At 35.9% G+C, this 24,935-nt stretch carries 22 protein-coding genes and 2 pseudogenes; 3 read left to right on the top strand and 21 right to left on the bottom strand.

What is annotated here, in order from left to right; genetic code table 11:
- Positions 1–642 precede the first annotated feature (642 nt).
- Both AC1M36_RS24325 and AC1M36_RS24330 read right to left on the bottom strand, forming a co-directional pair.
- Entirely contained in the window at positions 643–1,410 is a 768-nt protein-coding gene (locus AC1M36_RS24325) for a MerR family transcriptional regulator (protein ID WP_336454368.1), read from the bottom strand.
- Positions 1,385–2,311, bottom strand: a complete 927-nt coding sequence (locus tag AC1M36_RS24330) for a DUF2268 domain-containing putative Zn-dependent protease (RefSeq protein WP_479846292.1) — start codon at positions 2,309–2,311, stop codon at positions 1,385–1,387. The genes AC1M36_RS24325 and AC1M36_RS24330 overlap by 26 nt, the downstream gene beginning before the upstream one ends.
- 247 nt (positions 2,312–2,558) lie before the next feature.
- Here AC1M36_RS24330 and AC1M36_RS24335 point away from each other — a divergent pair.
- Positions 2,559–2,903: pseudogene (locus tag AC1M36_RS24335) on the top strand (IS4 family transposase); the annotation flags it as partial.
- A gap of 577 nt (positions 2,904–3,480) precedes the next feature.
- Here AC1M36_RS24335 and AC1M36_RS24340 read toward each other — a convergent pair.
- The 8 genes and pseudogenes from AC1M36_RS24340 to iolG form a co-directional block, all read right to left on the bottom strand.
- Positions 3,481–4,272: a 5-deoxy-glucuronate isomerase gene (locus AC1M36_RS24340; protein ID WP_336454370.1), complete on the bottom strand. Its 792-nt coding sequence runs from the start codon at positions 4,270–4,272 to the stop codon at positions 3,481–3,483.
- 104 nt (positions 4,273–4,376) lie between these two features.
- Complete coding sequence (locus tag AC1M36_RS24345; protein WP_479846293.1) at positions 4,377–5,222, bottom strand: class II fructose-bisphosphate aldolase; 846 nt, start codon at positions 5,220–5,222, stop codon at positions 4,377–4,379.
- Positions 5,223–5,286: 64 nt separating this feature from the next.
- Positions 5,287–6,285, bottom strand: a pseudogene (locus AC1M36_RS24350) (LacI family DNA-binding transcriptional regulator).
- Between the two features lie 71 nt (positions 6,286–6,356).
- On the bottom strand, positions 6,357–7,253 hold the full coding sequence (gene iolE / locus AC1M36_RS24355; RefSeq protein ID WP_336454372.1) for a myo-inosose-2 dehydratase: 897 nt from the start codon (positions 7,251–7,253) through the stop codon (positions 6,357–6,359).
- A 127-nt stretch (positions 7,254–7,380) separates the two neighbouring features.
- Positions 7,381–9,315, bottom strand: coding sequence for a 3D-(3,5/4)-trihydroxycyclohexane-1,2-dione acylhydrolase (decyclizing) (gene iolD / locus AC1M36_RS24360; protein ID WP_479846294.1), 1,935 nt, complete (start codon positions 9,313–9,315; stop codon positions 7,381–7,383).
- Between the two features lie 143 nt (positions 9,316–9,458).
- Complete coding sequence (locus AC1M36_RS24365; protein WP_336454374.1) at positions 9,459–10,922, bottom strand: CoA-acylating methylmalonate-semialdehyde dehydrogenase; 1,464 nt, start codon at positions 10,920–10,922, stop codon at positions 9,459–9,461.
- A gap of 77 nt (positions 10,923–10,999) precedes the next feature.
- Positions 11,000–11,998, bottom strand: a complete 999-nt coding sequence (gene iolC / locus AC1M36_RS24370; protein WP_336454375.1) for a 5-dehydro-2-deoxygluconokinase — start codon at positions 11,996–11,998, stop codon at positions 11,000–11,002.
- A gap of 105 nt (positions 11,999–12,103) precedes the next feature.
- Positions 12,104–13,129, bottom strand: a complete 1,026-nt coding sequence (gene iolG, locus AC1M36_RS24375) for an inositol 2-dehydrogenase (RefSeq protein WP_336454376.1) — start codon at positions 13,127–13,129, stop codon at positions 12,104–12,106.
- 477 nt (positions 13,130–13,606) lie between these two features.
- On the opposite strand from iolG, the gene AC1M36_RS24380 reads away from it, so the two are divergent.
- Positions 13,607–14,887 carry an MFS transporter gene (locus AC1M36_RS24380; RefSeq protein ID WP_479846295.1) on the top strand — a complete coding sequence of 427 codons (1,281 nt, stop codon included), beginning with the start codon at positions 13,607–13,609 and terminating at the stop codon, positions 14,885–14,887.
- 90 nt (positions 14,888–14,977) lie between these two features.
- Here AC1M36_RS24380 and AC1M36_RS24385 read toward each other — a convergent pair whose 3' ends face one another.
- The 7 genes from AC1M36_RS24385 to AC1M36_RS24415 form a co-directional block, all read right to left on the bottom strand.
- A complete protein-coding gene (locus tag AC1M36_RS24385; RefSeq protein ID WP_336454378.1) occupies positions 14,978–15,979 on the bottom strand; it encodes a LacI family DNA-binding transcriptional regulator in 1,002 nt (333 codons plus the stop codon).
- A 272-nt stretch (positions 15,980–16,251) separates the two neighbouring features.
- Positions 16,252–17,447, bottom strand: a protein-coding gene (locus tag AC1M36_RS24390; RefSeq protein WP_479846296.1) for an IS3 family transposase whose coding sequence is annotated in 2 segments (ribosomal slippage) — positions 16,252–17,141 and positions 17,141–17,447 — 1,197 coding nt in all. Because the reading frame shifts where the segments join, the coding sequence is not laid out codon by codon here.
- A 662-nt stretch (positions 17,448–18,109) separates the two neighbouring features.
- Positions 18,110–18,328: a hypothetical protein gene (locus AC1M36_RS24395; protein WP_479846302.1), complete on the bottom strand. Its 219-nt coding sequence runs from the start codon at positions 18,326–18,328 to the stop codon at positions 18,110–18,112.
- Between the two features lie 213 nt (positions 18,329–18,541).
- Positions 18,542–18,694, bottom strand: coding sequence for a hypothetical protein (locus AC1M36_RS24400; protein WP_479846297.1), 153 nt, complete (start codon positions 18,692–18,694; stop codon positions 18,542–18,544).
- A 42-nt stretch (positions 18,695–18,736) separates the two neighbouring features.
- Positions 18,737–18,931, bottom strand: coding sequence for a hypothetical protein (locus AC1M36_RS24405; RefSeq protein WP_479846298.1), 195 nt, complete (start codon positions 18,929–18,931; stop codon positions 18,737–18,739).
- A 120-nt stretch (positions 18,932–19,051) separates the two neighbouring features.
- The gene (locus tag AC1M36_RS24410; RefSeq protein ID WP_479846299.1) at positions 19,052–19,195 is read right to left on the bottom strand and encodes a hypothetical protein; all 144 of its coding nucleotides are present in this window, start codon (positions 19,193–19,195) and stop codon (positions 19,052–19,054) included.
- Between the two features lie 634 nt (positions 19,196–19,829).
- The gene (locus tag AC1M36_RS24415; RefSeq protein WP_479846300.1) at positions 19,830–21,266 is read right to left on the bottom strand and encodes a glycoside hydrolase family 1 protein; all 1,437 of its coding nucleotides are present in this window, start codon (positions 21,264–21,266) and stop codon (positions 19,830–19,832) included.
- A 271-nt stretch (positions 21,267–21,537) separates the two neighbouring features.
- Here AC1M36_RS24415 and AC1M36_RS24420 point away from each other — a divergent pair, with 271 nt between their 5' ends.
- A complete protein-coding gene (locus AC1M36_RS24420; RefSeq protein WP_479846301.1) occupies positions 21,538–22,263 on the top strand; it encodes a MurR/RpiR family transcriptional regulator in 726 nt (241 codons plus the stop codon).
- Positions 22,264–22,304: 41 nt separating this feature from the next.
- On the opposite strand, the gene AC1M36_RS24425 is transcribed toward AC1M36_RS24420, so the two are convergent.
- From AC1M36_RS24425 to AC1M36_RS24440, 4 genes are all read right to left on the bottom strand, one after another.
- On the bottom strand, positions 22,305–22,763 hold the full coding sequence (locus tag AC1M36_RS24425) for a DinB family protein (protein ID WP_336454530.1): 459 nt from the start codon (positions 22,761–22,763) through the stop codon (positions 22,305–22,307).
- Positions 22,764–23,233: 470 nt separating this feature from the next.
- The gene (locus AC1M36_RS24430) at positions 23,234–23,383 is read right to left on the bottom strand and encodes a hypothetical protein (RefSeq protein WP_336454529.1); all 150 of its coding nucleotides are present in this window, start codon (positions 23,381–23,383) and stop codon (positions 23,234–23,236) included.
- Between the two features lie 291 nt (positions 23,384–23,674).
- Entirely contained in the window at positions 23,675–23,929 is a 255-nt protein-coding gene (locus AC1M36_RS24435) for a hypothetical protein (RefSeq protein ID WP_336454528.1), read from the bottom strand.
- Positions 23,930–24,204: 275 nt separating this feature from the next.
- Positions 24,205–24,888, bottom strand: coding sequence for an MmyB family transcriptional regulator (locus AC1M36_RS24440; protein WP_479846303.1), 684 nt, complete (start codon positions 24,886–24,888; stop codon positions 24,205–24,207).
- Positions 24,889–24,935: the final 47 nt, after the last annotated feature.

Consider the following 24,935-nt stretch of genomic DNA (forward strand, 5'->3'; position numbering starts at 1 on the left):
CACCTCACTTTTTTCGTAGGATACCTACAGTATACTAAAAACAGTAGGCTTACGCCTATCGACATTCATCTCCCACCTAAAATTGGTGTTTTCACACCTTCACATTTTTGAGGAAGGAGTCTTCTGTCGGAAAATGATAAAGAAGGGGAGGCGCATAAATTAGTATTTTTCTCTTATATCTCAAAACATAAGAATACTCTTCATTATGAGATATGAACAAAGTTTAATTCAAAATAAATACTAGCACTTAAAGAGAATTTAATCTCACGATATTAAGCCTTATTTAAATAATTGTCCAGCACGCATACTAGAAAAGTCTAATTATAATGTTATTTATACACATAATTTAAAAAGGAAAAATTTCTTCTTTTTCATCTCAATAACATAAGATACCTATTCATTTTGATATGATGTTTTAATACACCAAATCACTACCGATAATTTATCTTATGTAAACTAAATAAAAGTGAATTAATGGACCTAATAGTTTTTGATGTCCCCTATTTGTTCAGTAACACAAAAATATAAACTCTCATTTTAATACACAAAGTGTGCAGTGACAATAAAGTTATTTAAAAAGATGGTGTAAAATTTCAATTAACACCATCTTTTATTTATATGTTGTATTATAAAAGTATGAAATTAACGCTTCTGTTTATTGGTATAATGTATAATAGCGTTATATAAAAATTCAGCTAAGTCTTCATTACTAAATTGATTTATGTAATTTTTGAAGCGATTATCAAATTTATACGTATTTGCAATACATGTCAACATTTCAGAGTCACATACAATAGATTGTTCGAGATAACTCTTCCACTCTACAATTAATTGCTGTACTTCATCGGAAGTAGGTGATTGATTAATATAGGAAGCGATTTTTGTAAATATTCTTTCCATTTTTTGTTCGAATTCATGAAATAAGTTCGTTTTTCCACTAGGAGAGAGTTTTTTCAGTTTCCCCTCAAATTCTTTGTATTTTTCTGTTTCACCATAGATGAATTTCGCCTCATGAGCATATTGTTCTTGTAATGGTAAAATGGATGAATTATTAAAAATATTTAAATTGTAGATATCCTTTCCTGATACATACTCATCCACCGCAGTAATAACTGTTTCTAAACGTTGTTTTTTTAACAATAAAGTTTGGTTATGCTTCTTTAATAATTGTTGCTGTTCTTCTCTCGTAAGTTTCAAAATATCCGCAATTTCCTTTAGAGAAAAGTCCAGTTCCTTAAAAAATAGAATCATTTGAAGTTTTGCTAAACTTTTCCTATCATAGAGTCGATAACCATTTTCTGTTAAGTGAATTGGCTTTAATAAATTTATTTTATCATAATATTGTAAGGTTCTTTTTGTTATGCCTGTAATTTGAACAATATCTTTAACCGTTAATAATTGTTTCTTCATCCCAAAATCCTTTTATTTCATCTAATATTAGATTGGCAGGAATTATTGTGGCTTCAAAGATATTTTTACCTGTTTTTTCTAAATAGTATTTAATTAAATGGTATCCACAGGCATAACCAGCAGCATAAGACATATTGACTGGCATATAGTTTTGAATTTTTGCTAATTCGTCACCATAAAGATACGGTGCAATTTTATCAAATCCTGTTAATTGTAATTGTTCCTTGAGCACAGGTTTAATATGTCTATTAAGCATTTCCATAGTTGTTTTCGATACCCAAGGACCGAGTAGATCCTCTCCAAAAATAGAAGTAGCAAAGTTTTCTGCTAACCCTTCACTAACAATTAATTCACCTAAAGTAACAGTATGGTCCCACTGAATAAATTGATATCGAACGTTATGATTACATTCATGTGCTAAAGCAGCTTTCATTCGAGGTATTGTGTATTCATTTGGCACAAGTGTACACAAAATATAGCCAGGGATACCTCCATCACCACTATATCCTTCATTTAACATTAATGAAGGGCTATTTGGATCCCCTAATAGAATCGTGAATAAGTAATCGGATACACGAAGGTTCACATCATGCTCTCTAAATAAATGAAGGCTTTTCCTAACAACTTCTTTACACTCAGACCAAAAAGAATCAGACGAAATCAATTCTAATTCTGGTGTAATCTCATTTGTAATCTGATTAGGAGAAATGCTCATTATATTATTCAATGTAATAACATCAAAAACATTTGGCTCCTCAGTCTTAAAAGGAACATGTTGAATTTCCCATTTCCCCATAAACGGAGCCAACATTTCTTGTCTGTATAACTCAACCTTTTCCTCTTTTGGAGCTTGTAAAATTTTTCGATATATTTTATCTGAGCGTAATGATTTTATATTCATTTCTTTCACTCCTTATTTAATATAGTTAAAATTATGCACTATGACGTAGCGTTATAGTCAAGGGGGTTAACTAAAAATATAGCAGGAGGATGGGATTAGGTATTTTTTGAAATATTAATAGGACACTTTCATTTGTAATTAGGGGTCACCATACATGCCCATCAATTTTAGAAATTTTAATACCCTCAAATATCGAAAAACGTTATTCTTTCTAAAAATGCTAGATTGGAAAGGATGGCGTTTTCTTATGAATCCCTCGATTCAAGATGAACTACTACCATTTGCAGAAGAATTACAACGATATGTTACACCTGTATTCTTAGAAGAACTTGCAAGAGAAATCGGATTTATAAAACGAAAACGTAAGTTTTTTGGCTCAGATTTAGCTACCATTTGTATTTGGATCAGTCAAAGGGTGACAAGTGATTCCTTAGTCCGATTATGTAGCAGGCTTCATGCAGCTACTGGTACTTTACTCAGCCCTGAGGGCTTAAATAAACGTTTAAATGCAAAAGCAGTTTTATTTTTACAACATATTTTTGCTTTACTGTTACAACAAAAAATATGTGAACAAACGCAATTTTTGAGACAAACACATCTGAACAAATAGATGTGACTGGAAACCACAAAGAAACACAACCATGGATTGAAAATGGAGAGACTACAGTATGTCACTTCTGGTCCTTTGAATTGGTGCACTTTCAACATCATAGTGACATTCAAAGCAAGGTTGTACAGGATATCCTGCAATACTTCTCAACAACTAGAGGCAATTAGATTGGTTCATATAATCATTTTGTCGGCCGTTTCCCATCACCAACAAGGTAAGATGAAATCATGTTTCAAAAACGAAATAAAATTTACCTTTAAAATTAAGTTTAGTCCAAAACGTTCGTTCTTTTACAAATTAAATTACTTTGTCCCTGGTTACAGCAACGCTGGTACTGGGTCAAATAATAAATGTATCTATATATAATGTTTAGTTTAGAATAACTTTATTGCTACTCAAGGGTTTCTTGATCCGCCTTTCCGTTCAGATTTTCTTTTCACTATAAAAACACCCCTTTAGATAAACAGATCCAAAGGGGCAAAGCATCGTAACCTTTTTATAAACGTCGCAGTTCCTACTTTTTTATAATTTATTTTTGCACCAGAACCTTTATTTTCGTCTATTCCTTTTCTGGCCAAATTTTCGCGTTTGTTTCTAATAACCACTTGTGGTCTTCCTCCATAATACGATCGTTCCATGGATTATTCTCAAGATGTCGAATCATCCAACAAAAATACATTGCATAGCCAGGCGCCGTTGCTTGTGGATGGTCTAGCTCACCTGGAATCGTAATAAAGCTATTATGTACGACGCGATAAGCATCCTCGCCAACCATTGCACAACCAAATCCTTGTTGCTTGTTAAAGCGGTAATAATATACCTCTGGTTGATCATGGTGATGCGGCGGATAACTGGACCATCTTCCTGGATAAGAAATAACTTCTCCTACTACCATGTTAGAGTATGCTGCATTGCCATAGTCAAAAATTGTGCGAATAACGCGTTGTGCAGTTCCCTCCCATACCCCTTCTCCAGCTACAACACTTTGACAATCATTTGGAGTATACAACTTAGACACAAATTCTTTATCATTATCCGTTTTTTGAATAAGCACTTCACTGTCTGAAAGAGCAGTAATTGTAACCTTTACATTTTTTGCCACATGCAAACACCAAGGATTTTCCTCAAAAACAGACTGTCTTTGAATCTCTTGTACATTTCCTTCCCACTCTAAACGTATTGTCCCTTCTAGTAAAAGAACCGCCGTTTCATTCTTTTTATCTAATAGTAACTCTTCTTTTCCATAAGACATCTTATAAATGCCGATGTCCATTAACATATCACTGCACTGACCGTTCATTTCTGTTAATACATTATATCCTTCTTTTAATTCACCTAATTTTCCTAACATGGCTTTCTCCCCCTTTTATTTAATGATCACGCTATAATTTCCTATCTTTGTCAGTTGACTAAACTTCGAGTTTCTTCCATTACTAATGAAGGAAGATTTTCTAGTTATGCTCTGTTTTTACTTCCGAATATCTGCATATGATGTTTAATGTTTTCGTATGCGGCATAAATCACATCTTGATGATATGTAAAGTAATCTGAATAAGGAGCATTTCCAACGGAAGCGTTAACCGCAGTAATTACATTATGAAAAGTTGCTGTTGCTACATTAATTTTGCGAACACCATGTTGAATACATTGCTTGAAATCCTCTGAACTCATACCAGAACCACCATGCAATACCAATGGAATATGAACTGCCTCATTAATTTCCTGTAAGCGGTCTAATCGTAAATCAGGATCTCCATTGTACATACCGTGTGCATTTCCAATCGCAACTGCTAACGCATCTACGTTTGTTTCTTCCGCAAATCGTTTTGCTTCTTTGGTGCTTGTCAGCAGCATCTTAATATCTTCTGATCCATCCTCACTACCACCTACTCTGCCAATCTCAGCCTCTACTGTCGCTCCGTACTGCTTCGCAAGTTCTACAATTTCTTTTGTCTTTTGGATATTCTCTTCTAACGGATAGTGAGAGCCATCAAACATAACCGAACTAAAACCGATCTCTAACGTCTCTTTAATCTTTTCAATCGTCATACCATGATCAAAGTGAACTGCTACTGGGACAGTCGCTTTTTTCGCCGCAGCCACCATTAAAGGACCAATCATATGAATTGGCGAATGATTCAGACGAACTTCCGCAATTTGTATAATAAGCGGAGAACGTAACTCTTCAGCTGCTTTAATAGCTCCTATTACCATTTCCATATTGGCGACACTGAAAGCTCCGACTCCATAATTCTCTTGATTTGCTTTTACTAAAATATCCTTCATTTGCACTAATGGCATTACAGATTCACCTTTTTCAATATTATTTATTAAACGGAATAACAAAAGTCTCGTCTTTTTTTCCTTACGTAAGGGGGCAAGTTGATTGCCGAATAATTAACTTAGGGGTAAGAAGCAAGCGTTCCTTACAAAGTTTTGGATGTTTCATCTCTTCAACGAGCAATTCTACTACTTTTGTCCCCATTTGCTTCATTGGCTGGGCAATGGTCGTTAACATAGGGGTTGTTATAGTAGAAAGTACAGTATTATCAAAACCAATAATTTACAAATCTTCAGGAACATTCAAACCAACTTTTTTAGCGGCTTTCATGACTCCAATCGCCAATAAATCATTACAGGCAAAAATCGCGGTCGGTCTTTCTTGCAATCCCAAAAGTTGTTGAGCACTCTCGTAACCTTTTTGAATTGTCGCTTCCGTTTTCACTACATAATCGTTGGGTACGATTATTCCCTCTTCTTGCATGGCTTCTTTAAAGGCGCTTAAACGAAGTTGATTACTTTTGGCATCTTCTGTAATAATAGCGACTTTCCTATGATGTAAAGACAGTAAATAAGAAGTAGCTAAATGAGCTCCTTTATAGTCATCTATTGTTACAGTGTTGACAGGTAATTTAAAGATTTCTGTAGCAATTAAACTAACAGGCACATCTTGTTTCACCATATTCTCCAATAAACTAGCATTTCGGAAGGCTGAAGCGATAATAAGACCGTCGATTCTTTGACGAGTTAATAATGATAAATACTTTTTTTCCTTCTGTGCATCATTATCCGTATTACATATCATGACATGAAACCCCAGCTCATAGCTTCGATCTTCAATACTTCTTGCTACTTCAGCAAAAAACGGATTGGAGATGTCAGGGATGAGAAGACCAATCATTTTTGTTTGTTTTCCTGTTAAAGCAGATGCTACAACACTTGGATGGTAATTTAGTTCATCCATAACCTGGAGTACTTTTCTCCTTGTACGCTCACTAATATTCCCAGTCTGATTGATTACCTTTGAAACAGTAGAGATGGATACACCAGCTTCTTCTGCAACACTATAAATTGTTGGTTTCATATAACACCTCCTTTTCCTACTATTCCTTACTCTTTGTAGACGATTGGAACTTATAATCTTACAATTAGAAATTAAAGACCTGCTTTTTCTTGTATAAATTTCCGAGCTTTTAATGCGTATTCAAAAGGATTCGCTAAAGCTGGATCTTGCTCTGCTTCTACCACAAACCAACCTTTATAACCAGAGTTAGCAAGGATAGTAAACACTTCGTCAAATACAATTACGCCATCTCCCGGAACTGTAAATGCCCCGTTTTTCACTGCCTGTAAGAAGCTTAAATTGTTTTCCTTAACGGCATCTACTACTTCTTGGCGAACATCTTTTAAATGTACGTGTTTAATACGAGGTAAATATTTTTTCAAAATATAAAGTGGCTCTTCTCCTGAAAAAACAAGATGCCCTGTATCAAAAAGCAGGGATACAAGCTCTGGATCAGTCATTTCCATTAATTTTTCAATTTCTGCTGTTGTTTGAACACCCGTACCCATATGATGATGGTAGACAATGTGTAGTCCCTTTTCCTGTGCTAATTTACCGAGATGATGTAGTCCAGCTGCAAGCTTATGCCACTCTTCTTCTGTAAAAACAGGCTTGTTTTTGAATAGCGGTACATCCATTAAACCTTGAATACTATGTCCTTGCTCTGATACAACGATAACTTTTGCACCCACCTCATGTAAGAAGTCTCTATGCTTAATAAATGCTTGTACTGTCTCTTCAAGTGGTTTCGTTGTCAAGAATGCACTAAACCATGCGCTAGCAATCTCTAAACTTCGTAATTCCAAAGCTTTTTTCAATACAGCTATCTCTCTCGGATATTTATTGCCTACTTCACTTCCATTAAAGCCAGCTAGTGCCATCTCGCTAATACATTGTTCAAACGTATTCTCTGCCCCTAGCTCCGGCATATCATCATTTGTCCAAGCAATTGGTGCAATTCCAAGCTTAATCGTGTTTTCTTTGAACATTTTCCTGTCTCTCCTCTATACAAAATGTTGTATACGAACTTCGCCAACTCCCCTTTTACGTTCGTAAAAAAAGAGAGCTTTCTAAAAAAACATGCATATAGATGAAAAGCTCTCTTAATGTCTTAATCTAATAAGATCTTGCCTTTTGCAAGTTACGTACTTTATTCTCGTATGCAGCTTGTACACTTTGACTATTAGATAACTCTGCAACACCTACATGCCACCATGATTCGTATCCATTTGTCATCGTTTTGGGTAATACTTTAATATCAATCAAAGTAGAAACCGTTTGTTTTTTCGCATCTTCAAGCGCTTCTTGTAATTGTTCTATTGATGTAACACGATACGTTTTCACACCATATCCAGTCGCACTAGCTGCAAAGTCAATTTTCATAATACTCCCGTTTAATTTTCCAGTTTCGTGATTTCGGTAACGAAACTCTGTTCCGAAGCTCCCCATTCCATTGCCCATTTGCAAGTTATTAATGCAGCCAAAACCGGAGTTATCAAATAATAATACGTTAATTTTTTTGTCTTCTTGAAGACTTGTAACAAGCTCAGAATGAAGCATTTGGTAGCTTCCATCCCCTACCATTGCATATACTTCCTTCGTTGGTTCAGCTAGCTTTGCACCAAGTGCACCCGCAACCTCATAGCCCATACAAGAGTATCCATACTCCATGTGATATGTATTTGGTTTTCTCGATGCCCACATTCTTTGTAAATCACCCGGGAGACTTCCCGCTGCACCAACGATGACCGCATCTTCATCAAGTAATGTATTAATTTTTCCAATGACTACTGTCTGCGTTAATTGCGTACCAAGTATGTCTACATACTCATTTAAATTCTCATCGAAATGACCTGCTATTTCTGGTGTAAAATCTTGACTTGTAAAGCAAATACTATGTAGACGTGCTAATTCTGTAGCCCAAGCCTCTTTCGCATCTGCTATTTCTGTTGTATAACTAGATTGATAACCAATTGCTTGCAATTCATCTAAAATGGCAAGGAGTGCTTCTTTCGCATCTGCTATAACCTTCAATGCATCAAGCTTGTTCGCATGAAATTCTGAAATGTTGATATTTAAAAACTCAACTTCTTCGTTTTGAAATAATTGTTTAGATGCAGTCGTAAAATCAGTAAATCTCGTCCCGATTCCAATGACAAGATCTGCTTCTTTTGCAATTGTATTGGCTGCTAAATTTCCAGTTACACCAATGCCACCAAGATTATATGGATGGCTGCTTTCAATCGCACTTTTTCCAGCTTGTGTTTCCCCAAATGGAATATGGAATGTTTCAGCAAACTGTTTTAGTTCTTCTGCTGCTTCTGCGTATCGTACACCACCACCGCAAATCATAACTGGCTTTTTCTTTCTCTTAATCATTTCAACCGCATCCGCTAAACTGGCTTTTGTAGGCAGACGACGTTCAATACGATGAATACGCTTTTGGAAGAAGTAGCTTGGAAAATCCCATGCTTCCCCTTGCACATCTTGTGGTAAACAGATTGTTACAGCTCCTGTATCTGCCGGGTTCGTTAAGACACGCATTGCATGAATCATTGCTGTCATCAATTGTTCAGGACGATTTACCCGATCCCAGTACTTACTTACCGCACGAAAAGCATCATTCGTAGAAATAGATAAGTCATGTGTTTGCTCAATTTGTTGAAGAACAGGATCAGGTTGTCTCGTTGCAAATACATCACCTGGAAGTAGTAAAACAGGAATATTATTTGCAGAAGCTGTTGCAGAAGCTGTAATCATATTTGCCGATCCAGGACCAACAGAAGAGGTACATGCCATAATTTGTTTTCGATGCTTTTGTTTTGCAAAAGCTATCGCAGCATTTACCATCCCTTGTTCGTTTCTTCCTTGATATACTTCTAATTCTCCTGCATCCTCTTCTAATGCTTGACCTAGGCCTACTACATTGCCATGACCAAAAATGGTAAAGATGCCCTTAATAAACTTATGTTGCTCTCCATCAAACTCTACGTACTGTTGATTCAAAAATTTCACCAACGCTTGTGCCGTCGTCATTCTAACTGTTTGCATAATGTTTGCTCCTTTCTAATCAGTCATTCTGTATATGAAAAAGGAGTATTAGGAATTTGATAAACTCCTAATACTTCCTTCTTATGTTTTCGTGATACTTTCGTTTACGAGCAATTAGAGAGGAAGTACTTCTCTCTTATTCATTACTTCTCCCAACGAGATGTAAGCATTTTCTTTCTTGTATAAAACTCAACGCCGTCAGTACCGTTCGCATGAAGGTCACCGTAGAACGAATCTTTCCAGCCTGAGAACGGGAAGAATGCCATTGGTGCCGGAACCCCAACATTCACACCTAACATACCTGATTCAATTGTTTCACGGAATTGACGTACACTTGCTCCGCTATCTGTATAAATGCAAGCCCCATTTGCAAATCGAGACTCATTCGCAATTTCAATCGCTTCATCCAATGATTTCACACGAACAATAGATAAAACAGGAGCAAAAATCTCATCTTGCCAGATTTTCATTTCTTTTGTAACATGGTCAAAAATTGTTGGGCCAACGAAGTAGCCAGCTCCTTTTACTGCTGTATCTTCACGTCCATCACGAACTAATGTAGCGCCCTGTTCTACGCCTGAATCGATGTAACCAATTGTGCGCTCTTTATGGTTATCACGAATAACTGGTCCTAAAAATACATCTTCATCAAGACCATTGCCGATCACAATTTTATTTGTTTCTTCTACTAGTTTTCCAACTAATTGATCAGCAATTTCTTCTTGTACTGTTACAACAGAAGCAGCCATACAACGCTCACCAGCTGAACCGAATGCAGCACTAATAATCTGCTTTGTTGCTAGTTCAAGATTCGCATCATTTAATACGATGGAATGGTTTTTCGCACCCGCTAATGCTTGAACACGTTTTAAGTTTTCTGTTCCTTTTTTGTATACATATTCTGCAACTGGCTGAGAACCTACAAACGAAATAGCCTTCACTAATTTATGTTCCAGAAGACCATTTACTACATCGTGTGCTCCATTTACGATATTTAATACGCCTTTTGGTAAACCTGCTTCTTCAGCTAATTCAGCTAATTTTGCCGCTAGAAGTGGTGTACGCTCTGAAGGCTTTAACACAAATGTATTACCGCAAGCAATCGCAAGTGGGAACATCCAGCATGGAACCATCATCGGGAAGTTAAAAGGTGTGATCCCGCCTATAACACCAATTGGATAACGATACATGCCAGACTCAATACCTGTTGCAATATCAGGAAGTTGTTTTCCCATCATTAATGTAGGAGCACCTGCTGCAAATTCCACACACTCAATACCACGAAGAACTTCACCGTAAGCTTCGTTATAGCTTTTTCCATTTTCAATCGTAATAAGTTTCGCTAACTCTTCCCAGTTCTCTACTAGTAATTGTTGATATTTAAATAGAATACGAGCACGTTTTGGCACTGCTGTTTTGGACCAAAGTTTGAACGCTTCATTTGCAGCTAGTACAGCTTGTTCTACATCTTCTTTTGTTGAAAGGGGTACTTGAGCGATTACTTCTCCTGTTGCAGGATTATATACAGCCTCCATCTTAGTTGAAGAGGATTCTACCCATTCGCCGCCAATGTAGTTTTTTACAATTTGTGCTGTTTGTACTGTCATATTAATTCTCTCCTTTTTATGTAATGTAGAAGCGTCCATAGGATACGCCCTTACTTGATTATTGGTTTATGAAGTTTCTATACAATTTCCTCAGCCGTTTCCATAAATGCAGAAATCTCTACACTTGTTGGCATTGCATCAGAACAGCTATGCTTGGAAATAACAATTGAAGCAGAAGCGCCTCCTAATCGCATCGCTTGAGGAATCTCAAGCTCTTGCATTAAGCCGTAAATAAACGCAGAAGCATACGAATCACCAGCACCAAACGTTTTGAGTACCTTTGTTTTAAAGATACCGCCTCGGTGAGATTGACCGTCTTTTGTATAAGCGATTGAACCATCCCCGCCGTGCTTAATTACGACGATTTTCGCATGATGAGAAAACCATCTCTCAGCCGTAACTTGATCATTAGATTGTTCGTAGTTTAATAGTTTTTCCATCCTATCAAACTCTTCACGCGTTCCAATAATGACATCAGATTTTTCAGCCGCTAGATTGTAATACACAGCCGTTTCCACTTCTGACTGCCATGTATAAGGGCGGTAATCCACATCAAAAAATACGACTACATCATGCTTACGCGCATATTCTAGCGCTAAAAATACTGCCTCGCGAGAAGGGCTTTTCGCTAAAGCTGTTCCTGAAATTAAGAGTGCTTTTGATTGTTTAATATAGTCCTCAGATACTTCTGTTGGATCAAGCTTTAAATCCGCGACATTGTCACGATACATTAAAATACTGCAATCTTCAGGGCTTTTAATTTCTGTAAAAGCTAGACCTGTCACTGCACCAGTACGATCAATACATATCTGATCTGTATTAATATTGTTTTCCTTTAGATACCCTGTAATAAAGCGGCCCATTTGATCATCGGACACTTTACCGATAAATCCTGTTTGTAAGCCAAGACGTGCCGCACCAATCGCAATATTGGCAGGAGATCCTCCCACATACTTAGTAAATGTTCTTGTTTCTTCCATAGGGCGTTGTGTTTCATTAGCATTTAAATCAACGCATAAACGTCCAACTGCAATTAGGTCTAATGGACGATCTTCTTTAAAAATAAGTGGATTCATTGTTACTACCTCCCGTGCTTTATAAAAGAGTAAATGATATGGTTAAGAATTTTTTATGAACCTAAAATTCATGACTCTTTATCTATCTATAAGTAAGCGCTCTCTTTATTGGTTTAATGCAGGCTGTTTATGTTCAATTTGAACAGGTTTTCCTGTTAGTAAAGATTCCTTCGCAGCCTTCGCAATTCGTTCTGCTTGCAATCCATCATTACCACTGCAAATAACAGCTTGTCCTTCAATAATTGACTTTGTAAATTGTGTTACTTCTTCAATATAAGCTTGCGTATAGCGCTCTAAGAAGAAATACAACGGCTTATCTTTTACAACACCTTCTGTTTTTGACACTTGTACTGTTGTCGGACAGCAATTATCAGCAGCGACCGCCCCTTTTTCACCAAACACTTCAAGACGTTGGTCATATCCGTAAACAGCTTGGCGGCTATTATCAATTACGCCTAATGTTCCATTTGCAAATTTTAATGTAACAATTGCCGTATCAACATCATTTACTTCCTGAATTGATGGGTCAATTAATGTTGTTCCATATGCAAATACTTCAACAACCTCACTATTCATGACATATCGAGCCATATCAAAATCATGGATCATCATATCCATAAACAATCCACCTGAAGAGCGAACATATTCTATACTTGGCGGTTGCGGATCTCTAGACGTAATTTTTAAAATATGTGGCTGTCCCACTTCTCCTTGTTGAATAAGATCGTAAACTTTCCTGAAGTTAGGATCGAAACGACGATTAAAACCTACTTGAAGAGATACTCCTTGTTCTTTTACCACTTCTAATGCTTCTAATGTTTCTTCTACTGAGAAACTAACAGGCTTTTCGCAGAAAATATGTTTTTTCGCAAGAGCCGCTTCTTTAATAATTTGCGCATGTGTATTGGTTGGTGAACAAATAAAGACAGCATCAATTTCTGGATCTGCTAATAAATCCTGATAGTTTGTAGTCAGAGTGGAAATCCCTTTATCTTGAGCCCACTTTTCTAGATGACTAATCACTACATCTGAAACCGCTTTAATTTTTACTTGTGGCATAAGCTGCAAATTATCAACATGCAGTTTCCCAATTCGTCCTGCACCAATAATCCCAATCGTTAAAACATTCATATGATTTCTCCCTCTTTATTTAAATTTAAGAAACAAAATGAAAGTCTATAAGGTTTAGCTTATCAAATTAAGTTAAGCGCTTTCCCTATTTTTCTTCATTATACACACTTGACTCTAAATTGAAAACATTTTTATTTTTTTGAATACTTTTCTTTTCATTCAAATTTCAAATTTCCTCAATAAACGTACTACATCCATATACAAATTAATAATTAGAAACAAATATCTTCTTTTAAAATACTGATATAACAAAGAAAATTAAACCTTTAAACTACTAACAACCCATCTTTAAGTTATTTATTTCTATTCATACTCACGATTATTTTAGCGTCCAATACTTAAATAAATTGAAACCTATGAAAGAAAGTTGTAAATTGTCAAAAAATTTCATTGACGACCCAATAATGTAAGCGTATACTTTTTTTATCAAAAAGAATTAAGCGCTTAACCAAAAAATAATTTATCGGTGGTGGGAGAATGAACGCAATTAGTTCAAACAAAACATTTATGGACAAGATTGGTATCCCTTCTAATTTAACTTGGGGATACATAGGGATTATTGTTTTTATGATTGGGGACGGTTTAGAACAGGGATGGTTATCCCCTTATCTCGTTGAGAAAGGCCTAACGCTAGAACACGCTGCTCTTCTGTTTACTATTTACGGAATTACTGTATCTGCTTCCTCCTGGTTTTCGGGGGTATTTGTACAAATGTGGGGACCAAGAAAAGTAATGACGTTTGGTTTAGTATCATTCATTTTGGGTTCCATTGGATTCATAGGTATAGGAATTCAACATATGAATTATCCTGTAATATTAATTTGCTACGCTCTACGAGGATTTGGTTATCCCTTATTTGCTTATTCATTCTTAGTTTGGGTATCTTACAGTACTCCTCAGCAAATGCTTTCAAGAGCAGTTGGCTGGTTCTGGTTCGTATTCCAGCTTGGGCTTAGTGTTATAGGAGCCTTTTATTCTAGCTATATGGTTCCTAAAATCGGAGAAATTGCTACTTTATGGAGCGCTTTAATTTTTGTTGTCGTCGGGGGATTATTCTCAATTGTTGTAAATAAGGACAAATTTAAAGCACAAACCGTAAGCGCTAACAAATCAAGTGAATTACTAAAAGGCATTACCATCGCATTTGAAAACCCTAAAGTTGGTATAGGTGGTATTGTAAAAATTATAAACTCGGCTGCTCAGTTTGGATTTGTTGTTTTCCTACCTACCTATATGATGAAATATAATTTTACGATGACTGAATGGCTTCAAATTTGGGGTACTCTATTCTTTGTAAATATGGTGTTTAATATTATTTTTGGTATTGTTGGAGACAAGTTTGGTTGGGTAAATACGATTAAATGGTTCGGAGGAGTTGGTTGCGGAATTGTAACTCTTGCACTCTATTATGTACCACAAATGGTAGGACATAATTATTGGGCAATATTATTTGTTGCATGTTGCTATGGAGCAACACTTGCCGGTTATGTACCTCTTACAGCTTTAGTACCATCTTTAGCTCCCGAAAATAAAGGAGCCGCAATGTCTGTCTTAAATTTAGGTTCAGGATTATCAGCTTTCGTTGGGCCATTAGTTGTAACTGCCTTCATTGGCCCATTAGGTGTAGGTGGCGTGATTTGGATCTTTGCTGGTTTGTACTTCTTTGGTGCATTTTTAACTCATTTCCTTACCATTCCGAAGGAAAATGAAATTAAACAAGATTTAAACACTGAAAGTGGAGAGCAATTCTCAGTATAGACTCTTAACAAAAAGAGAAGAGCATCATAACTGCACATAGTTACGATGCTCTTCTTCTTGTTACATTCAAGTAGGCTACTAAAAAAACTATCATGTAATATCCTTTACTGAGGATCGCTCTACTAATTGAGGAATAATTGTAATTTTTTGCTTAGCATGCGTCTTCATTTCCATCGTTTTTAGCAGTTGTTCAAACGTACAGGCTGCCATTTGTTTAATCGGCTGTTCAATCGTCGTTAACCCTGGATCTGCAATCTCAGCATAAATAGTATTATCAAAACCGATAATTGATAAATCTTCCGGAATCGAAAGTCCTTGTTTTCTTGCTTCATTCATCAGGCATATAGCAATTAAATCTGTACAAGCAAAAACCGCTGTAGGCCTGTTAGGCAAATCAAGTAATTCTTTACTTGCACGTTTGCTATCTTCAACCGTAGAATAGCAGCTAATTATAGCATCATCATCTAACGAAATCCCTGAATCCGTAAGAGCTTGTTTGAAACCATTCAGTCTCCCTAAGCTACTTTTTCTATCCTTCTCCATCATAATTGTTAAAGATGTGTGTCCTTTCTGCGTCAGATAATTCCCAGCCAGATAGCCTCCTCTCATATCATCAGTTGTTACAACATGAGTTGTGATGGAAGGATGATCTACGGTAAATAATACAAGCGGCAAATCTCGATTCACTATTTTTTTAACTAGTTTATAATCATTTAGCTCCGTTGCAATAATAATGCCGTCTACTTGCTTTTTAAATAATAAATCAATATATTCGTGCTCACGTTTTGTTTGATGGTCTGTACTACATAAAATGAGTGTATACCCTGATTCTCGTGCACTATTTTCAAAAGCTCTTGCTACTTCTGCAAAAAAGGAGTTTGAGATATCTGGAACAAGTACCCCAATCGTATATGTTTTTTTACCTGTTAACGCCGCTGCTACACTACTTGGCTGATAATCTAATTCATCCATTACCTTATTTACTTTGTTTATCGTTTTTTCACTAATACGCCCTGTTTGATTAATTACTTTGGATACCGTTGCTATTGATACACCTGCTTTTTCAGCAACATCATAAATTGTTGGTTTCACTTTGATTGTCCCTTCTTAATCATCTTTTTCTTTATTTTATTATAAATAAATTTCGCATCTTGGTACACAAAAGGAATTTTTTTAAAGTTTATAGGTACTTCGACCTACAAGTGTGATTTCTCTCATTTACGTAAATCCTTATTACAAGTGGCTATTTCAACTTATAAACACGCCCCTGTATTAAAGGCTTTTTACGAGCAGAATGCTTCGATAAAAACAAAAAAAGACCGTATTTGGTGTTAGCCCTGTCAAGTAGACAGCTATAAAAAAGACTAAGCAGCCATCAAGATTCGATATTCTATCGGAGCTCGGTGGTTGAGTCGTTTTTGGAATCGTTTATAGTTATAGAAGTAGATATATTCCTCAATTGCTTGTACTACTTCTTCTTCTGTTTTAAAATGGTGTAAATACAACATCTCCGATTTAAAATGGGAGAAAAATGACTCGATGCAGGCATTATCATGGCAGTTTCCTTTGCGAGAGTGGCTGCCGATGATACCCAAATCTGAAAGTCGTTTGTTGTAGACATGAGATGTGTACTGGAACCCTTGATCTGAATGGAGAATGGTTCCACGCACATCTCTTTTTTGTACCAAATTTTCAAGCGTATCTAATACGAGTTCATTGTCATTGCGTCTAGAGATTTTCCAAGAAACAATTTCATTATTATAAATGTCTTGCACGACAGAGAGATAGCGAAATCCATCTTGGATTCGTAAATATGTAATATCTGTAACGAGCGCTTCATTTTGTTTTCGATTTTTAAATTCACGGTTTAAAACATTTGGAAAAGTATTCGAATAATTCCCTCTAAAGAAGCGTCGCTTCTTACGAATAATAGATTGAATGTTGAGCTCACTCATTAATCGATAAACCTTTTTATGATTTACAAAGAAACCTTCCTCCTGTAAAGCTAGTTTCATACGTGGATAGCCGTATTGTTTGTACTTCAGGTGGATAGATTGTATCACTTTTTTTAATTGTTGATCCGCTTCTGATCGTACATTTTTAGCTGTTTTCGCACGGATCCATTTATAATAACCCGCGCGATGTACACCTGCGAATTTAGTAAGCCAAGTGATCGGATATTTCATTTTTAACGATTCAATGATACGATATCGCTCCTTGTGCCTCAGTGCACCTCCCTTTACAGATTTGGATAACGCTTTTTTAAATATGCAACCTGTGCCTTGTAGTAGTCTCTCTCTTCCTCCACACTGTTAAAATGGACACGTTTCCCTTTTAGTGGATTAGGAATACCTTGAGTTCCACTATTTTTTCCACGAGTATCTGTAATATCACCCAATTCTTTATATTTTTTCACCCAATCCTTAAGTTGTGTAGAGCTCCTGATATTATATTGCTTAGCTATAGCTTGATAACTGCCTTCTCCATTTAAATAACTTTGAACAGCTGATAGTTTTAATCCATCTGAATACGTATTGAATGTTGTACCTTTTTTAACCACGAAAAATCCCCTCCAAGTAATAGTGTAACATCCATGTATGTACATGGTCTTTTTACACTGTCTACTTAAAGGGGATAATACCAATTCCGGCCCTTTTTTCTATTAATATGTTATCGATTTAAAAACCTTTAGTTTATCCTTTTTGCTTTGGTCTCAACCTGTCTTGCTAACTTAATAGGCATGGAGCTTTTCCACATCTCCTATATTTCTTATCTACGAATCTGTCCATTTCCACGAATTACATATTTTGTGGAAGTCAATGCAGGAGACCCCATTGGTCCCTATCAGACTTAAGAATTTATTTTAAAAAGGGGGATGATTAATTTTATTTTCTCCTAAAAAATCTTGATTGATTTTATTACATTTCTCGATATAAATAGGATATTCATTATTATCTTTACATGGATAAACATACAAGACTAAGAAATTGTTTTCCATAAAATAAGATAAGCTGAGCTTTTTTTATTTTAGTTAAAGGAGTTGATCCCCCTGAATTCCAATAATTGCAAAGGACATCCCAATCATTGTGCAGTACCTTGTTTTATACCCGCCACTATATCTATACCTATCCCATCAACATCATCAGCAACTATTACTTTGATTGTTGATCCGGCTATAGTATGTACTGCAGGCACAGGAAGCAACACTTCGATTGTTTCAGGTCAAGTATTAATAAACGGAAATCCTGCCCCAGCAGGGACAGTAGTTAGCTTTTCAGTAAGTAACGCTTCTCTTGGTACTATGATTCCCCTTGCTACCATGACTAATGCTTCAGGTAACTTTACGACTATGTTTACAGCTACTAATGGAACAGGATCTGTAATGGTTACCGCATCACTCCCTGATTTTCCTGGGACAATTGCTAGCTTTTTAATAACCATTATAGATTGTAGTCCATCCACAGCTTCTATTACTTTAACCGCTAATCCGACTACAGTATGTACTTCAGGCACAGGAGACAGCACTTCAACTCTTTCAGGTCAAGTATTAATAAACGGAAATCCTGCTCCTACAGGAACAATAGTCAACTTTTCAATAAGTAATCCATCTCTTGGTACCATAGCTCCCTCCACTACCACTGACGCTTCTGGTAACTATATGGCTATGTTTACAGCCACTAATGGAACAGGATCTGTAATGGTTACCGCATCACTTCCTGATTTTCCCGGAATAACCGCTACCTCTTTGATTACCATTGAAAACTGTACACAAGTTTCTATTACTTTGACCGCCGATCCATTTGACATATGTACTCCAGGCACAGGAGACAACACTTCAACTCTTTCAGGTCAAGTATTAATAAACGGAAATCCTGCTCCTGCAGGGACAGCAGTCGAGTTTGCAATACAAGATCCTACTTTTGGGAACGTAATTCCTGACCCTACTGGTACTGATGCTTCAGGTAACTTTACCGCAACATTTACAGCCATTGGCCCAACTGGAATAATACAAGTTTTCGCTGCTCCTGCTGCTTTTATTGACACATTCGATAGTGTTTTTATTAATATTTCTCCCTGTCAGTAAAAACTTTTAATCTTATATGATTCTTATATTTTCTATAAATATCTATTTTTATAGATTAAATAACTATTAATAATCTGGCATTATGTTAAATAAGTATGAACAAGCGTACAAGCGAGAAACTCTTTTATACAATACTTATAATATATGTATTGTATAAAAGAGTTCGACTTTGGCATAATAAATTCACATCGGTTAGATAATAGTAAGCCCTTATTCTCATCCATCTCGTCTACACCTCCTAATCAAATCACCATTCTCATCAAACATTACATCCTCTCTAATCAATAGGGTATAGTTAATTGGTATATTTTTCGAATACGAAATTTGCACTTTATTTACTTCACTGTTAAAATATCAATTAGGAAATAGATGGGAAGAGAGGGCGACATGCCTAATTCTAAACATCATGCCGTCTGTCGAAAGGCAGGTGGTAACATGCTTAAATTTAGATTTTCAAAGAGTCAGGATAACTTAGAGTTTGATTTTCATTGTGATTTCAATCAGATCATCTCTGTTATCGCAGGTAGCTCCTTACTTGAAATTATCCGATATTTAAGTATGTAAACAGATTAAGCTGGTCCTTACGGGCTGGCTTTTTCTCTTTATCTTATAGGTATCGTTTTCTTCACACAATAAGAGATATGCGGCCTGAATGATACCTTTTCGCACCTAGTCGGGTTCATATGAGAAACCCCTTAATATCCAAGGGGTTTCCGTTATGTAGTAAATCAATTCTTATTGCATAAAAGCACCCGATAGTTTATCATAAGGTTTTTCTACTAATAAAAAAAGAGCCACCTTTGTAGCTCTCAACAAAAGAATTTTCTTTGTAAAAAGAAAATTAATATCAATAAGTTTTTATAGCCTTTCCCCATTAGTTGCAATTACATCTTTATACCAGAAAAAGGACTTCTTCTTTTTCCGTTCTAATGTTCCGCTGCCATCGTCATGTTTATCAACATAAATGAAACCGTAACGTTTGGAGAACTCGCCTGTTGACATACTTACCATATCAATACAGCCCCAGCTTGTATAGCCGATTAATTCAACACCATCTTCAATGGCTTCACCCATTTCCTTAACGTGCTCACGAAGATAGTCAATTCGATAGTCATCGTTGATTGTGCCATCTTCTTCTATTTTGTCATAAGCTCCTAACCCATTTTCTACAACAAATAGTGGTTTCTGATAGCGATCATATAATTTGTTTAAACTGATGCGTAATCCTACAGGATCGATTTCCCAGCCCCAATCGCTTGCTTTTAAGAACGGATTTCTTATACCGCCAATAATATTCCCTTGTGTTGCTTCCGCATCTTTCTTCACTTTCTTCTCAGTGCGGGACATGTAATAACTAAAGCCAATATAATCAACAGTGCCTTCCTTTATTAATTCTAAGTCACCATCTTGAATCTCCAATTCGATATTATGTTCTTTCAAGTATCTCTTAATGAAAGCTGGATACTCACCTCGTACTTGTACATCTGCACAATAGTAGTTGAAAAGCTGTTCTTCCTGAAAAGCATACATTACATTTTCTGGATTGGAATCAAAAGAATATACAGGTGCAAAGAGAATCATACATCCAATTTGGGAATTAGGAATAATTTCATGGCATGCTTTGACCGCAAGGGAGTTTGCGACAAATTGGTGATGATATGCCTGGAAGGTAGGCTCGTATTTATCTTCTTCTTTTTGAATTGAAAAACCAAGACCTTGAATCGGCATCATCAAGCTGCTATTGATTTCATTAAAAGTCATCCAAAACTTTACTTTATTTTTATAACGATTGAAAATCGCTTTTACATATCTCTCAAAGAAGTTTACTACTTGGCGGTTTCTCCAACCACCATATTCTTTTACTAAATGCAGAGGCATTTCATAGTGAGAGATGGTCACAACTGGTTCAATGCCGTATTTATGCAATTCATCAAAAACACGATCGTAAAAGGCCAAACCTTCTTCATTTGCCTCTAATTCATCGCCATTTGGAAAAATTCGTGTCCAGGCAATCGACATACGGAATGCTTTGAAACCCATTTCCGCAAACAGCGCAATATCTTCTTTATACCGGTGATAAAAATCAATAGCTTCATGATTCGGATAGTAATATTGATCACGATGAATTTCAAAATCAAAACCTGGATTCATTAATATTTTATAACGCTCGCTTCCACCTGGAAGAACATCGGCAATATTTAGTCCTTTATTCCCTTCATTAAATCCGCCTTCTATTTGATTAGCTGCAGTAGCTCCTCCCCATAAAAAATCTTCAGGGAATTGATAAGTTTTCAATTTGATTACCTCCAGGAAATTTATGTCATCATAACTATTTGTTTTTTTGTTTAAATTTATTAATTTCTCTTCCTTATAAGTAACTACAAAAAAATCATAACTGCGTTTTGTGGGATAGTAAATAAATGAAGAGTGTTTAGTTTTTTATAACGGAGAAAGTGATTTGTTACATAAATGTAACACTATGTTTCTCACGAAAAAGTTGTGTTAAAATGTAGTTATCATTTTTTGCAGGTTACGATACTTTTTTACTGAAGGAGAAACTGGATCAATGTTTACAAACGACATAATCGCTTCTTTTAATGAATTAGAAACTTCTTTATACAACTATATTTGTCAAAACAGTGATAAGGTGACTTATATGCGAATTCGTGAACTAGCAGATGAAACACATGTGTCAACAGCTACAATTTTACGTTTTTGCAGGAAGCTACATTGCGAGGGGTTTTCTGAATTTAAAGTAAAGCTTAAAATGCAATTAAAAGAGAATAAAAAGACAATTATAAAAAGTTCCCAACAATCAGTAATAGAATTTTTTGAGCGAACGTTAAAAGGTGACTTAGAAGAAAAAATTAAGGAGGCTGCAAGTCTCGTTACCAAAGCAGATAACGTTATTTTTATTGGAATCGGCAGCTCTGGTATTCTTGCCGAATATGGTGCAAGATATTTCTCAAGCTTAGGTAAATTCTCGCTATATATTAAAGATCCTCACTTCCCTATTCATTCCAACCTTCGTAATAATAGCGTAACAATTGCTTTATCTGTCTCAGGAGAAAATAATTTTACCGTCACTCATCTTAACCAACTTAAACAAGAGGGAAGTAAAATCATTAGTATTACAAACACTACACTCTCAACCATTGCAAAAATCTCTGATATAAACATTCCCTATTATGTAACAGAGGAATTTGTCGAAGAATCTAATATAACTACGCAAGTACCAGTTGTTTATATTTTAGAATCTATGGCTCGGGAAATACATAAATTTAATCAATAAGTTTTAAAAAAGGCCTGTACACTGTACAGGCCTTTTCTCCGTTACTTTTCTACTTCTATAATACGTTTCATCGCCTTCATTTGACCAATATGATCGGCTTCATGGTACAACATCATACCGTAAAGCTCACCTACCGTTTCCAACCCTAAGAATGGCTCTGAAAGTTTCTTTTCAAATGTTTCTTCCGGAATTCCATTAATGCGTTGTGCTTGCTCTTGTAATTGAGACATTAACACTTCTAATAAGGGTCCTTCTGTTTTCCACTCAGATGGTTTTGTCCCATATCCAAACAAACCTGGATATTCACTTGGCAAATACTTAAACTCTTTTCCAAACATAAAAGTCTCTGCTGCAGTTAACACGTGACCAATATGCCAACGAATTGTGTTGTTGAAGCCCTCCGGCTGCTTATCGACAGTTTTATCATCCAACGTCTCCATAAACTTAACTAATGCCCCACGTGTTAATTCAAATTGTTTTAAACTTATTGTCCTATTCACTCTATCGCTTCCTTCCTTATGTACAGTTTATTTAAATTTAACAGAAACAATCACGAAATACATCTAATATGCTTAACGAACTCCGACTCCCATATACGGTAAGACAAACTTGAACATCTGCTATCATCTCAATTTTTAAAGCCATAAAAATTTTCCAGTTTTATATTATAAACAATCATGAAATCTAAACCTCCAACGGTTTGATTTCTTAGAAAAGGAAGTTCTCTTTGAACTACTCATCACTTATCACCCCTTCTATATGTACAGGCTGATTGAAACCAAACTTTTAGTTTATGCCAACTACAATTCATCTCTCATTTCAAAAGGTGAAGGTCGTTGCCCAATAAAAAATGGAAGATGAATTACAAATTTTAGTAAAGTGCTTCATCCATGCTAATTAGAAATTATTTTTCCATCAAACAAATACCACACTTTACCCTCTCACAGTCATTACGACACATTGTATCTAACTAATACATACCCTTTAGTTGTTTTTTCGAGCAAAACATAACATCTAAAAGAATGTTCTTTTGTTTCCGTACCTTTAGTAACTGCTCAAAGTCTGTTGCTAGTTGATGCAAGGCAAATACATTACCCTTTTCCTCTTTCATTTGAATCACATACAAAAATCCTAATGTTTATGTAGTGCTCTTCTTATATGCCCCACTAAAAAGCCTCTCATATGGCAATAGGGGTTCACTTTTGTAACATAACCCCTTTGTCTGTCTTCACTATACGAATACTTCCAAAAGTCCCTTCCTTCATCATACCTTTTACTACACTTCTCAGTAGCACTTGTATTTATGAACATAAAAAAAGATTCCCCCAGATTACTGAAGGAGATCTTCTTTTGTATTCATATAATCAGTGTTAGTGTAGTCATGTTGGATTAGCTGTTAGAATTTTTTGCATCATACCTTACTCTCTATTACTGTTGTTTCCAAAACATCGGTATCCTGATGAGCATAAGCAATATTTCGTGTCATCAAACTGACAATCACTAAGACCACAATATTAACAATTAGGGCGATAATCCCTTCATTCAAGTCTTTGATTGCTTGAGGAAGATAAGGAAACATTTGGCCAATTTTTATGTTCCCTAAATCCATTATAGAGACTAACAGCCCCCCAGTTATAATCCCGACAAATGCTCCTTGTTTAGTCACAAAGTTCTTTCTCATCAAACTGGCGAAAAATGCGGGAGCAAGTTGTGTGATAAAATTATAAGGGATACCGCCAGCAAATCGGAAAAAACCCACGTTAAGCAAATTTCGACAAAGAAAAGACCGATTTTGACCACGTTAAAGCTAAATCGGCTGTTTCATTTCAAACTTAGTTGTGTGGAATTTATTCATGCAAAATGTTCCTACTCTTATATTAGAGACAAACGAATTCCACTTAATACGTTCGTGTTTATAACACTCTTTTATTGTAGGTCTACTTACCAGTTTAACAAACGCTTCATTTTCTGTTCTGTTTCTCCCTCTTGGCGAGGTTGGTAAATGGTTAATTTTAGTTCAGGTGCATCGTACACCTGAAGAGTAATATGATCCATAATCATTTCTCCAACTAAAGGATGCAGAAGTGTTTTTTTGCCACAAGGAGTACCTAGAACTTCATGCTTGGGCCACCAATTACGAAACTCAGGGCTCTTATTGGTAAGTTCTTTAATGATATCTTTAAACCACTCATCACCGACAAAACGTGTATATGCTAAACGAAATTGAGCAATCAAGCGTTGCGCATGATCTTCCCAATTAAGAAATAGCTCTCGATACTCTTTAGATGTAAAGCAACGCCAGACTGCATTGCGATTTCGATCATCCATTTTATTAAAGTCACCAAAAACCACAGTAGCAGCTTTATTCCAGCTTACTATGTTCAATTTTTCATCGGTTACATAGGTAGGACAGTATTCTAATTGACTCAATAAATTTTTCAAGACGCTATTTACACTTTCAACGAGAGGTCTTCCCACCTTAGATAGCAATGGCTGATTTGCTAATAAAAATAGATGCTCTTTTTCCTCTTCATTTAACCTGAATGGTTCTGGTGCAAAAATCATTTGATAGAGGCATAGAAACCTGCATAGACTGTTCCATGGTAGATTATGATGCAATTCCAAATAATTTATGTATGAATCTAACTTCATTTTGGGCAGACTTCACCTGT

The organism is Bacillus sp. Medicinal_06, assembly GCF_056711665.1.